Origin of the sequence: Mesorhizobium sp. M0800 (assembly GCF_040320095.1) — a bacterium.
Classification (GTDB): domain Bacteria; phylum Pseudomonadota; class Alphaproteobacteria; order Rhizobiales; family Rhizobiaceae; genus Mesorhizobium.
In genome coordinates, this window is the sequence record NZ_JAMYOZ010000019.1 from 23853 (window position 1) to 36875 (window position 13023).

The following is a 13023-nucleotide window of genomic DNA, read 5'->3' on the forward strand; positions in this document are numbered from 1 at the left end:
AGCTTGTCGATTGATTAACCACCCGCCGTTTTGGCAAAGTGGCGATTGAGGCTGTTAAGAGGTCGGTTCGCACCTCCCCAAGAGCCGCCGGCGATGCTGCTGGCGATCGTCGGAAGCGCGACGATCAGAGCGTCACCAGCTAGGAAAAGCATGTCGAGCTCGTAAAGCCCGATGATCTTGGCTGCTGTCGTGCCCGAGAATTTGATCATCAAAAGCATGGCTGCCAGCGAGACTGCTTCGGCAGCGATTACTATCGTTGCAACGATGTTGAGGAGGAGAAGCAGCAGCCCGTACGAGAGCAGTTGGCCGATCCATCTGGTGGCTATGTCTCGAGTGTGATCAAAAAGGTAGCCTACAAGGACCAGGGGGCCGATCGTCAAGAGCACCTTCGTCAGAATTCCAACGGCATCGTAGATCTCGAACGCTGTCCACAGCGCGCCGTAGAAAATCCATTGCGCTCCCTCGAAAGCAAGTATGTCCTGGCCGTTCATAGGCCCAATTTCGGAAGCAATCAGCTGAAAGACATACTGGCTTGAAGCAAACATGAGATCGAGCTTCTGGGGGATTCCGATGAAGGGCAAGTCGCTGCCACTGATGTCGTGAGCCAACCTCGGAATCGTGTCGTCGAAGAGCGCTTCAATGTACTGCTGATAGTTGGCCTGCCCTAAGATAAGGGCGACGACAATCGACACCATGATTACGCGCGAGATACCCCCGCGCGCATCGACTTGACCACGCATGACCAGACAGCCTTGGATTATTATCCAGAGCGTGACACACGCAACCAGAGGCGCACTGACCGCCGCTTGGACGTTTTCAAGCACTTTGTGCAGCCCGGACGTGAAGGCCCCATGAAAGATCGTGTGTATAGTCGTGAATGGCGCGGGAATTTTGAAATTCATGGCGTGAGCCTGATGTGTCCCTGATCAGCGCAGCTGAGCCTGATGAACTCTGTGTGGTTTACGGGAGGATGCTAAACATATTAGCGGTGTCCTGATGTTCGCGACGCTGCGTGGCGGCCTCCTCCACGGCGTGAAGGCTCCCTTGTGCAGTGGCCATTGTCAGCAGACTCGTGGCCTGGACATTTTGGATCATCGCATCGTGAATCTGCTTGAGGACCAGACCGTTGGTCACGGTGGCCTGCATAATATTTCCCGAGCGGGAAAGCTGACCAAGCGTGCCGGCGTTATCCTTAAGGCGCTTGTCCATCATGCCCAAAGTGTCGGCTGCAATAGCTGCGGCATTGGCGGCCCCGGCGATTTGTCCCTGTAACAGTTTCGCTTCTGAATCGGTGCCGTTGACTATCCGATTTGGGTCCTTCGCAATGTTACGGGCCATAATCGAAGCTGGCGCCCGAGCATCAAACATCTGCTCCTCCAGCTTATTGCTCGACGGGTAGTGATTTCCTTGGTTCAGTGAGCTTAGCAGTCCCGTGACAGCGAATGACGACGTTAGAATTGTCACCATTTCAATCGTGGTAGCGAGCGTCTCGATTGACCTCTCAAGGATCGCCGCATTGGAAAGCGCTGTTAAGGTCGCTTGTGTTTCTGTTACAGGGTCGCTGACGATAAATTGCGAACGGGCCTGTCCGTGAAGCAGAAGGGAAGCAGCAAGGGTCGTTACTGCAAGTTTGGCAAATTTCATGAATATTCCTCCGTCAGTCTTGAACTTCGTGGTACCGGGCCATGAACTTGTCGAGCCACCCACTTGGGGCGTCTCCGTGCTGGTTACGAAGCTGGTCGGCAAAGCGCACTGTGTTGGCCCGCCCCGAGAGTACGGCTACGTACTCGCGCATCTGCCCAAGATCGAATTCGCAAACAATACTCCCGCTATCGCGCTTGAGCAAAAACTTGCGGCTGCCGATTGCCATTCCCTGGCGGATTGCCTCGAACTCCTGCGCAGTGCACTTCAAGCCATCGACATACGCAGAGCGGTCCGCCGTCGGTGATGGGTAGAAAATTTTCGTCATACATTGCGCAACGAGACTAGCTCCGAGAGGCGATTCCAGAACGTGTTCAGGCTGCTGCGTTGCGAGTATCAACATGCCGTTGTTTTTGCGGACCGTGAGCAAGAACTTGTCGATAACGGCCGAGAATTGGGGGTTGAGTAGATAGAATCGAAATTCGTCGCAGCTCATGACGAACCGACGACCATCGACGATAGCGCCCACTCGATGCAGAAGGTATGCGGCGGCCGGTGCACAGACCTCCTCATATTCCAGGAGCTGCGTCATGTCGAAGCCCGTAATGGAGGCATCCAGCCTTACTTCGTCCACGTCGCCGTCAAAGGCCCATCCAAGCGCCCCCCCTCTACACCACCGCTGCAGCCGTGCTCCTGCGCCCTCGGAGGGGCTGTGCAATAGGAACTCGCGCAGGCCCGCAAGTGAGCGCATAGGGGGTTCGAACGAAAGCTGACGAACAATGCCGCGTTCCAGCCGACGGCTTTCCTCCGGCGAGATCGGACCACGGCCGTCACTCTCGATCAGGGCCATCAACCACTCGCGCAGAAAGTCCCGGGAGGCGGAGGTGTTGTCCAGTCCACGCAGAGGGGCCAAGCCGCTCGGAGCGCCTCTGCGCAACGCAAGATATGTCCCTCCCGTGGCTCGCACCAGCAGTTCACCACCCCGATCCTTGTCGAAGAAGACGATCGCACCATTGCGATCGACCAAGCTTTGCTCAAGCATCGCGAGGACAAAGGTCATCAGCGTCGTCTTGCCTTTGCCAACGGGCCCGAATATTGCCGTCATGCCGACGTCATTCTCATGGGGGATGTAGTCGAAAGAAGTTCCACCGTTTGTGCGAAAGCGCGCAACAGCATTGCCCCAGTGGCCGGAACTGGAACCGCTTGGGAAGTTCTCAAATGAGACGAGCCCGGCAAAATTGTGTGAGGTGATCGCCCCCGGGCGCGTGCGCCACCTGTTGTTCCCCGGAAGTTGGGACCAATATGCGGCCTCCATGCCGATGCCCTCTTGGACGATAACGGCGCCCGCGTCGGCCAGCCGTGCGCGGGCACTTGCTGCGCGATCTGCAAGGCTATTGAGGCTGTCGGCATAGACGCACAGGCTCAGATGATGCGAACCCATCACGAATTCGTTGCTTGCCAGTGCGTCCTCTGCCTCGGCAAGTTCATTGATCTGGGTGAGAGCCTTGTCGCCGGCACTCGTCATCTGGCTGGACTTAAGGCTTAGTTTGGCATGAGCTTGTGGGCGAGTGAGGAAGGAAAAGCTCTGGCTCAGGACAAGCGGGAAGTTGGCGGACAGCAAGGAATTTAGCATGCCCGGCCGCGTCGTCGCCGGATATTCACGGAACGAAAACAATGATCCGACGGAGCTATCCCCGGGCCTTCGAATCTCAAGCGCCCGCTTCCCGCAGATGACCTGGTCAGTGTAGATCGAGGCGCCAAGTGAGCCGGTAACCATCGGAACCGGAAGAAACCGGCAAGTCATCATGAGCCGAAGCGCCTCGCCGATTTCCGTGAAGAGCACGTTGCCTTTCTCACGAATGCCCAACCGGCGCAGACCGTAACCGCCGAGTGCGCCAGCAGTGATGTGCCAGAGGTCTTCCAGGCTCCGCATTTGGGTGGCTAGATCGTGCTCATTCCGTCTGCGGGACTTGGCAATCCGCAAGCCGATCTTGCCGATTGCGGTGCGGGGGGACACGATCAAAGTGAGGAAGTGATCGTTGCGAAAGAGCTTTCCCGACAGCACACGACGCTCGTAGGCCTCGCTCAGACTGCCAGCGAATGCACTTTGAAACTGGCGCGGCGCCGGCGCCGGCACATCGTTGTGTCTCACAAGATGAGCGTATATCGAGACATTGTCATCGGCGATGTTGCGCAAGAGAGTGTTGAACGCGCGGCAGCGCGAGTTGCGCATCTCAGCGTCTTCCAAATCAAAGGGCACACCGTTCACATGTGCCATGGCCATGATCGATCCGTCTTCCAGAAGGACAACCTGATCGCTTACGTGACCAACATACGGAAGGTAGATCTCGCCAGACCTCTCGGTCCGGCCGCTGGCGCCGAACATTACACCATTCCTCTTCCGCGTTTCGGCACTCTGATCGGATTGGCGCTGACGCTTGCGCCTCCCCAGACCGGCCCGTCCACGCTTCTGCCGGCCGTCTGCAAATAGAGCAGCACGACGCTTGCCGCGTTATAGTCACGCTCAACAACCAGCCGTGCTCCGAACCAGAGTGGCACGAGAACGATTTCGTAGAGCGGGTTCTGAAGGATAATGATAACAAGCCCAGCCAACATCATGAGCAATCCGGCCAGCGTCAGCGGCACCCCCAGAAACAGTGCGGGGCGCGTCGCCGCCACATAGAGGGTGCTCACTTCCAACCGGTCGCTCATCAGCCGCCGCCTATGAGCGCCTTGCCCAGGAAGCTGGCCCCGAACATGATGACGATCCCTCCAACGACACCCGCAACCAGGCCAAGTGAAGCACGACCGAACATCCAAGAGATACCGATGGCTACGAGCCCGAGCACGGCCAGTGATTGTCCAAAGGGGCCAAGTATGAACGTGCAGATATTCTGGACCATCTTGGCAGGATCCGTCCCTCCGGTCACCTGAGCCGCGGCTGGCCCGCTGTAGAAGACCGTCCACGCCGCGCCTGCAGCAGCGGCCGGTACATATTCAGCCGCCATGCGCAGCATGGAAAAAGGCGAAGGAACACGCGTTTTAAGCGCACGAAGTATCTTGAGTGGCGTCATCATTGCATCTCCATGTTTCAATCGAATACGAGTTTGTTCGGGTTCGCGGGTTCCCGTGCTTTCGCAGCCTGGCTGCCTGTCGGATCGGAGGGATCGGCCCCGGAGCGGTCTGGCTGATACGAGCCCCAGATGTCCCAAGAATCTTGGTTGGGCTGCTTCTTTCTATTGGCCTGTTGGCTCTGCTGGAGCAGAGGCGGCACGGCTTTCCGACCGGGTGCCTCAAGGTGCGGCACGTCTCGAGCAGTCGGCTCCAGCGTTCTCTCAAGGAGACTTGAGATGTCCTTTGCGGCCGACTCGACCTTGCGTACATAACCGTTGGCGAAGCCATGCGTGACGTCGCCCGTGTTATAGGCCGAGATGGCACGGCGAAGCGCCAGTTGCTGTGCCACAGCAGTGGTGCCGCCGGCATACCGGCTTTCAAGCAGGTGGGCGGCAGCCGAAAGCGAGGCGCAGGGCTCGAAAGCCCTTTCCGGCGTGAGATTGAGCATGGCAAAGTTCTTGCTGTTTATCTGCATCAATCCAACATCGACAGAATGTTGTGCTTCGAGGCGTTCCTTGATGCCCCGCGTGGCTTCCAGGTGGTCTATCCAGCGAAGCTGCTCACCTGTGGTGTTGTCATGAGCCACCAGCGTTTCAAAGCCACTTTCAATCTTGGCAATCGCGGCGAGGGTGGACGGCGCAACCCAGGGGGCGCATTTGCGCGACAGGCTGCGGAACTCACGCGGAGAAAGTGGCGCGGGCTCGGCTGGGAGTGACATGGATGTCATCAGGACGATGGCCAGCGGCCAAGCTGCAATAAACATCCCTATCACCTACCTTTCCAAGCCGCCGGACGGGTTCTGGCCCTGTCCGGCACGCGCTTATCGGGGAGGTTTGTTACTGTGTGATGTTCAAGTTCAGCTTTTCGGTTTCAATTGAAGCAAAGACCGTGTTCGTATCAGCGTGGGTGAGCATCTTGCGCATGCGTGGGTGGCGCGGGCCCGATCAGCCAGCGACATCCGGAGCATCTTGGTACAATGACTCCTGTACAGGATTGCTCGTCCCGGCCGTCCGTTGCTCCTGGAGTGTGGGCCGCGACTTTGGCGTCATGGATGGTACTTCTGTCAGCGCCAAGCCAAGGACAAAATGGGGAGCTTGGCGGGCTTGTTCAGGCTCGGGATCACCGTGGGGAATCGACTAAGGCGATAAAGCGGCCCAACTTTGCCGGTATGCTGCCGGTCCTTAAAGAGCAGCCATGCGCGGCCCTGCACACTCATATCATTGCTTGAGACGCGAGCTCGTCCGCGAAGCTGGCTCGAAGGCGCAAATCCGCGGCGGCGAGGGTCGACTGGGAAGACGTGGCGGCGCAGCCCTCCTGGTGCGAGCCTCGTTCAGCTGTTCGGCCGCCGCCGCCAAAGGGTGGATCATGCACAGTCCCATCGGCAGATAACCGCACGTGATTGACGGAGTCCGACGGCGCAATGGACAAGCATAGTGACACGCTCAAGATGGAGGAGTTGCAGTAACTGAGAAATGTTAGCCCGGACGTTCACCGCAACCGGCGACCTGCCGGTCGCCGAACAGCATTTGAGGCCGCCGGCCACCTTGGACGAAGCCGGCTTGGCAGGAGACACACTATTTTGCACAAGGCCGCTGCAGCGAATCACGGTCTTCTTCCGCCGACCGCCTCTCCGATCAAGCCAAACGCCGCGCTGCTCAACCATGTCCGAGCTGGATCCACGAGCCGGAGGATATCGAGATGATCCAGGTCCGCAAACTCCAGGATGACCAGGATGCAAGGGCATAGCAGGAAACTTGGCATCCATGAGGTCGAACTTGAGTGATATTGGCAGGCCTGCACCAACGGGGGAGCTCGAAGCGAAAAAGCGAAGGACCACACGGCAGGGTCATGTCGGCGCTTGGACCTGTCTGGTGGCCACGGGCTGCCTTGGTGCGGTCAATTCGCTGGGGATGAAAAGAACAGGACGAGCACGGCCTCACATTGGCCGCACGCAACGGCGAGTGGTATCAAGGAGCAGCTGTTCTGGGTCGGTGCCCCAGGGTTGCTCGGCAACAGGTTTAGACAAGGGGATTCAAGATTGAAGGTGTGCCGTTGAAACATGTTCTTGTCATTGACGATGATGCCGCAATGCGGCGCCTCATCGCCGAGTATCTCACGATGCATGCCCTGAAGGTAACCGCAGTCCACGATAGCAAGCAGTTTGACTATGTTCTTTCACGTGAGCCAGTCGATCTCGTGGTTGTTGACCTTAACCTAGGCCGGGAGGATGGACTTGCGATCGTCCGCAATCTGGCGACAAAATCGGATGTTCCTATCATAGTGATCAGCGGCGACCGGCTTGATGAGGCGGAAAAAGTGGTTGCACTGGAGCTCGGCGCAACCGATTTCATTCCCAAGCCTTTCGGGATGCGCGAATTCTTGGCCCGCATTCGAGTAGCGCTACGCCAGCGCATTTCTAGTCCGCGAACCAGAGAGCAGCGCTCATTTCGCTTTGGGGCCTGGAAGCTCAGCGTGAAGCAGCGGCGACTGATCTGTGCGGAGCGTGGCGAGGTCAAGCTTACCGCATGTGAGTTCAATCTCTTGATCGCATTTCTGGAGAACCCCCGCAACGTGCTATCCAGAGAACGGCTTTTGCTCGCGAGCCGTGTGCGTGGAGAAGAGGTGTACGATCGAAGTATCGATGTCCTAATCATGCGCTTGCGCCGAAAGCTGGAGGCTGATGCGGCCAACCCTCGCCTGGTCAAAACATCCCGTGGCGCAGGGTACTTCTTCAACGCTGACGTAGATGTTAGCTACGGAGGCACGTTGGCCGCGTGACAGTGAGCTATGCTGGAGATTGGGGTGACGAGGCTGATCAAGCCTTCCACAGTACCAGCCTGATCAATTACGGCGAGAGCTACCGGTCCGGAGATCGCATCAGCCCCTCTCTGCATATGCACGCGGCCGCCTGAATTGCCGATTTCGCTCAGCTGCTGCTGAATGGCGACGGCTTGCGGCGTATTCAGGGCCCTCTGCGTCTCCGCTGGCCACAACAGCGCTGGTGAATGTTCATTGTTGGGACGACTCACTCGGGTGGCAGGTGGTTGCCCTGGTCAAGCTCATCCGGCGAAGGGCGGATCTGCTGTTGGCTGGCAGCCAAGACTGGGGGCGGCGGCCCGAACTCCGGCGTCCCAGAGCTTGCGAAAGCCTCCGACACGCTTCTGTTGAGGTCATCCCGTCCATCGGGCATCCCTGGGTTGCTGAAAAAAGATGAGGCGGCTTGATGATCCTGCCCTCGCTGAAGCACCTCGCGAAACCCCCTGTTCCAGTCGCAGAAGCTCCTCTGGATTGGTTGGCGGCTCGTCAGCTCGACCATCGAACAGCGGCCGGAGCGCCTCGGACACGTGCTGCTCAAAGCCCACTCGCCGGGCTTGGCCCGCTTGCCCCTCTTCCAAGCCGGCGTCCTGCACCTGCGACAAAGCTGTTACACGCGATGGATTTTTTCGCGGGGTCCACACCAGCCTCACATCAAACTGTATCGTCAAAGTCCTGCGCCAATTCACACAGCGGGTCATCGAGTTGAGATTCGGCGGAGAGCGCCTCCTCTGCTCCCGTCAAGGGCGCCGGCTCCGGGAGGGCGCCTGTCTGGCTTTCAAAGATGCGTTTCAGAATGCGATCCGAGAAATAACGCACCTTCCTCAATCTTAATGGTGGCAGACCTTTGATAAGAACAATCTCGTAGTCGTCATCGAGCAGCCGAACCTGTTCGGGACGCAATAGCGGTGCACCTTGATGTGAATTCTGAATGGTCCAGTCGAACGTTCGCGCCTGGCTGTGGGAAATCGATTTGGCTTCAAACGTGTATTCACCGATGGCCTTGGAAATGTAGTTCGGAGTCTCGTCATCAGCCGTGGCCATGAACACTTGCAGTCCGGTATTGCTGAGAAAATTCTGCTTGCCAGCCTCTCCATAAGCCCCCGTCAGTGCCGAAAGGCTTTGGATGATGAGCATGAAACGCCCCTTGTAGCCCGCGATAGTCGTGATTGCGGTCTCGATCGCCTCCAGCTTACCCAAGTGCTTGAACTCGTCGAGCAGGAAGAGAACCTCGTGCTTTTCATCCCGACGGGCCAGCGACCGCTGCAGAATTGAAACGATTTGCTGAAAAAACAAACGTATCAAAGGCGCGATCACCTCAAGGTCGTTCGGACCAACGCAAAGATAGATGCACGTTCTGCGACGGCGAAGATCATAGACCGAAAAGTCCGAGCGACTTGTGGCCGCCTTTACAGCGGGATCCGCCCACAGGTTGAGCCCGCCATCGCCGAGCACGGAAGTGTAGGAGGTTAGGATTTTCGTATCGTTCCCCGCCATGTCGTCGAAGATGCGTTGTGCCTCTTTGTTCTGGGTCTCCATGGCGAGTCGCGCGAAGAGCTTAAACTTCTCCCCCGGCTGGGCGAAGAGGTCATAGACGGCGCCGATTGTTGGCGTGCCCCGCTCGATGCAGGCAAGGATTCCCGCGACAAAGATATCTCGCGCGCCGCTGACGAAACCTTCCGCGCCCTCCCCCTTGGCCGTAATCAGGTTTGCGGCCAAGCGGCGGGCTTCGGTGAATTGCTGCTGTGGAGGCAACGCTATAAGATCCAACAGCGGATTGTAGCAGTTTGTGCGCCGCTCCGAATCCAGCGGCGCGAATTTAAACACGTCGTCACCTGCGGCTTTGCGCGCCCTCGAGGTGAGCTCAAAGAGCTCCCCCTTGACGTCCAGAGCTATCACCGAGCCTTTGAATGTAAGTAGCGTTGGAATGACTATGCCGACGCCCTTGCCAGCGCGGGTCGGTGCAACGATGAGGCTGTGAGGCTGCTCGCCATTGGTCAGGTAGTAGCCAGGCCAGAAAGGGCCACTTGTCTTCCCAAACACCGGCCCTGTCACGCCACGGTATCGTCGCAGATATCCCGTGCGTCGCATTTCATCCACTCGAGCCCAACGAGCCGTCCCGTGGTGTTCGAGCTTGCGGCGCAATACGATCTGCTGAATCAGCAAGACGACCGCGGACGTCGAGAGCACGATAGCCGCGCCCCGATAGAAAACGGGGGTTGCGAAACCCAAATAGAAGGGCGTCTCAAACCAAAAGGCACGGACATCAAACGCCATCAGAGCCTCGCCGCTACCGCCGTGGCGGAAGGTTGCGTAAAGACTTGCCGCACAGAAGCCCACGGCGAGTGAGCACGCGATGCTAATGGCTATGTTGGGGGGCGTCGTTTTTGTTGAAAGCATTGTTCCATTGCCGGATTAGCCGTAGCTAATGCTGCGCGTGCTTCAGAGACCGAACCGACGTCGCGCGATGTCGCCGCTCGACAGATCGATGCCGCAGCGGGTGGTGCGATGCTTGCAGCGCATCACCCGGCAGACGTGGTTTTTGAAAGTTACACTAAGCAGGTACCTCAACGGCCAGCGAATTGGAAACGGCAAGGCCGTAAACGGAATTCGGGAGAGAAAGCGTCACTGTACCATGGCCGAGACCTCAACGGCCGGAGCGATCTCTGCTTCTGGTGGCCTCCATTAGGTCCTCTCGGGCGTGATTGTAGGTGTGGCTTATGGACTGCCCGACTTGAGCACCCCGCTGCAGCTGTTCATAGGAGGTTTGCGGGCTTACTGTATCACGGACTGCAGCCTCAATACCTGCTATGTGGCCGTCCAGATTCGCACTCCGTTCCTCTGCTGCATGCTGCGGCGGCGGCATGTGCGGCAAGATGTGTTGCATGCCGGGAACTGAGTGAGCTTGGGCCTGTTGATTTGCGTCGAACTGGTGATACGCGTTGAGAATAGCATTGGATGCTGTCAACTTGACATTGACATCCGGATCAGAAGCCAATCCAATGGCCTGATCAAGAATGCGAGATTTATTTTCGTCATTAAACTTACTGAAGTGTGGCGCAACGTAAAGAGCTCCGAGAGCTTGCGACGACGGCTCCATGTTGCCAATGCGATTAACAATAGCATCTTGCATCCCTGGCGTTAGGTAATGGCATACATTACTGACCGCTCTGACTTGCTGCAACGCTACGTCATCCGGGGTGTACCCCAATCCGGCTGTTAATTTCTCGGCCAGATCGATGGCTGATCGTCCAAGCTGATTGGCCCGCCTTTCAAATCTCGCGAGGTCAGTTTCTGGCCCGGGTTGAGTGCCCCGAACGGCTGTTCGCTCGTGCGTCCCGAGGCCTTTGAAGCCCCCAAGATTTCGCGCTGTATCGCGCGGGTTAGCGGTTACCAGCCGTTCTGCAACATCGCTCAATGGCCCCTCTGGAACGTCACGGAGGCTACTGCTCCCCACGCCTTGAGAAGATCTTGCAGCTGCACGTGCCCGTTTGTTATCGCGATCCATTGCTCGCCTCCAAAGTAGTTATTCTACCCAATGAGGTTACCACCGAAGCTTGACCTGCTAAACCGATATGATGTTACAGTTGTAGTATGGCAAAGGGTTCCCAGCTCTGTGGGTCTGCCAAGTGCCCGTCCAAGCCGAAGAAAATACGATGAAGCTGGCATCAAATGCGATGTGAACTGCCCCGGGCATTCCGGAGGCCGTTTCGTTTGAGTCACGCGGCTATGGCTGGTTCATCCAACATGGCGTAGTAGCGTTCCTCGGCTTCGGCCGGCGGGATGTTGCCGATGGGCTCCAGCAGCCAGCGATTGTTGAAGCAGTCGACCCATTCGAGCGTGGCGAACTCGACGGCCTCGAATGAGCGCCAGGGTCCGCGTCGATGGATCACCTCGGCCTTGTAAAGACCGTTGATCGTTTCCGCGAGAGCATTATCGAAAGAGTCGCCGACACTGCCCACTGCGGGTTCGACGCCGGCCTCCGCCAAGCGCTCGGTGTATTGAATGCTGACGTGTTGGGCGGATTCAACCGGTCGTCGCAACACCAAGGGATTGGAGGTTGCAATGACGGTTCACCAACGCGCTTAGATCGGTGCACTCGAAAGAAGCTGGATTCGCCCGGGCGTCCGCCTGCCTGGCAGCGTGAGAATCGCTTCCGGTTCTGGCAAGCTATTGCCTTGGGACATTCGAGCGAGGAGGCCGCACTGGATGCCGGTACATCAACGCCTCTTGGTCCGCGCTGGTTTCGGAGTGCAGGAGGGATGCCGCCAACGCATTTGGCGCCGTGGGCGAAGCCGCCTTCGGGGCGATATCTTTCTTTCGGGACCGCGAGGATATTGCGCTTGAGCTTGCTAAGGGGATCGGCATCCGGGCCATTGCTCGTAAGCTAGGTCGGCCGCCGAGCACAATCTCGCGGGAGGTCAGGCGCAATGCCGCGACGCGCAGCGGCAATCTGGATTACCGGCCAGTGCCGCCCAATGGCACGCCGATCGTGAGTCCCGGCGGCCTCCTGGCAAGCTGGCGGTCAATCCGGCTCTGCGTGAATATGTTGAGGAGCGCTTGGCCGGCAAAGTCACCAACCCCAATGGCGCCTCATTCGAGGGCCCCAATGTGGGTATGGAAAAAACGACAGAGCCGGAGGTGGTCGGCAGCCTGGAGCCCCGAGCAGATCGCTAAATCGGCTTCAGATCGATTACCCAGAGGATCAAACCATGCGGATCAGCCAAGAGACGATCTATCAGTCCTTGTACATTCAAGGACGCGGAGCATTGCGCCGAGGACTTACCGCATGTCTGCGTTCAGGCCGAGCGTTGCGCGTACCGAACGGGCCCGAGTTCGCAACAAGTCCTTCGTTGGAGACGCCCTTATAATAAGCGACCGTCCGGCCGAAATTGCCGATCGGGCTGTCACCGGACATTGGGAAGGCGACCTCATCCTTGGCCTCGGAAGCTAGGCGATCGGTACGCTCGTGGAACGAAGTTCACGCTTCACAATGCGTGCTTCACCTGCCGCGCATGCATGGCTATCAGCAGAGCATGCGCATCAAGAACGGTCCACCACTTGCCGGCCACGGCGCTGAAGCAGTCCGCAGAGCCATAGCCCGATCCATGGGCAAACTTCCCGAGCAACTGCGTCAGTCGCTGACTTGGGACCATGGAGCGGAAATGGCGCAGCAGCCGACCTGCGCATCGACACCGGGCTCGAGATTTTCTTCTGCGATCCCCAAGCCCGTGGCAGCGAGACTCCAACGAAAACACCAACGGCTTGCTGAGACAGTACTTTCCAAAGGGCACGGATCTCAGTCGGCACACAGCCCGGGAACTGGACGCAGTCGCCCATGCTATCAACACAAGACCGCGCAAAACGCTCGGCTGTAAAACACCTGCCGAAGTCCTCGACCAGCTCCTTGGGGGACAGTATGATGCCGGTGTTGCGACGACCGGTTGAATCCGC

General features: G+C 58.1%; 9 protein-coding genes and 2 pseudogenes. 2 read left to right on the forward strand and 9 right to left on the reverse strand.

The window, feature by feature from the left end; translation table 11 throughout:
* Positions 1 to 14 precede the first annotated feature (14 nt).
* From NKI18_RS21130 to NKI18_RS21155, 6 genes are all read right to left on the reverse strand, one after another.
* Positions 15 to 902 carry a type IV secretion system protein gene (locus NKI18_RS21130; protein WP_023762840.1) on the reverse strand — a complete coding sequence of 296 codons (888 nt, stop codon included), beginning with the start codon at positions 900 to 902 and terminating at the stop codon, positions 15 to 17.
* A 58-nt stretch (positions 903 to 960) separates the two neighbouring features.
* Positions 961 to 1644, reverse strand: coding sequence for a TrbJ/VirB5 family protein (locus tag NKI18_RS21135; RefSeq protein ID WP_023673704.1), 684 nt, complete (start codon positions 1642 to 1644; stop codon positions 961 to 963).
* Positions 1645 to 1657: 13 nt separating this feature from the next.
* On the reverse strand, positions 1658 to 4027 hold the full coding sequence (virB4, locus tag NKI18_RS21140; RefSeq protein WP_023685155.1) for a type IV secretion/conjugal transfer ATPase VirB4: 2370 nt from the start codon (positions 4025 to 4027) through the stop codon (positions 1658 to 1660).
* Positions 4027 to 4353: a type IV secretion system protein VirB3 gene (locus NKI18_RS21145; RefSeq protein WP_023673706.1), complete on the reverse strand. Its 327-nt coding sequence runs from the start codon at positions 4351 to 4353 to the stop codon at positions 4027 to 4029. The genes virB4 and NKI18_RS21145 overlap by 1 nt, the downstream gene beginning before the upstream one ends.
* Positions 4353 to 4658: a pilin major subunit VirB2 gene (gene virB2 / locus NKI18_RS21150; protein WP_023673707.1), complete on the reverse strand. Its 306-nt coding sequence runs from the start codon at positions 4656 to 4658 to the stop codon at positions 4353 to 4355. Before virB2 ends, NKI18_RS21145 begins: the two co-directional genes overlap by 1 nt.
* A gap of 74 nt (positions 4659 to 4732) precedes the next feature.
* Positions 4733 to 5518, reverse strand: a complete 786-nt coding sequence (locus tag NKI18_RS21155; RefSeq protein WP_352480565.1) for a type IV secretion system lytic transglycosylase VirB1 — start codon at positions 5516 to 5518, stop codon at positions 4733 to 4735.
* 1289 nt (positions 5519 to 6807) lie between these two features.
* On the opposite strand from NKI18_RS21155, the gene virG reads away from it, so the two are divergent.
* Entirely contained in the window at positions 6808 to 7533 is a 726-nt protein-coding gene (gene virG / locus NKI18_RS21160) for a two-component system response regulator VirG (protein WP_023685159.1), read from the forward strand.
* 690 nt (positions 7534 to 8223) lie between these two features.
* Here the strand turns inward: virG and virD4 are convergent.
* The 3 genes and pseudogenes from virD4 to NKI18_RS21175 all read right to left on the reverse strand — a co-directional run.
* Entirely contained in the window at positions 8224 to 9969 is a 1746-nt protein-coding gene (gene virD4 / locus NKI18_RS21165) for a type IV secretion system ATPase VirD4 (protein ID WP_352621496.1), read from the reverse strand.
* Positions 9970 to 10216: 247 nt separating this feature from the next.
* On the reverse strand, positions 10217 to 11077 hold the full coding sequence (locus NKI18_RS21170; protein ID WP_353020363.1) for a hypothetical protein: 861 nt from the start codon (positions 11075 to 11077) through the stop codon (positions 10217 to 10219).
* Positions 11078 to 11288: 211 nt separating this feature from the next.
* Positions 11289 to 11591 (reverse strand): annotated as a pseudogene (locus NKI18_RS21175) (integrase core domain-containing protein); the annotation flags it as partial.
* Between the two features lie 30 nt (positions 11592 to 11621).
* Here NKI18_RS21175 and NKI18_RS21180 point away from each other — a divergent pair.
* A pseudogene (locus tag NKI18_RS21180) lies at positions 11622 to 13017 on the forward strand (IS30 family transposase).
* Positions 13018 to 13023 lie beyond the last annotated feature (6 nt).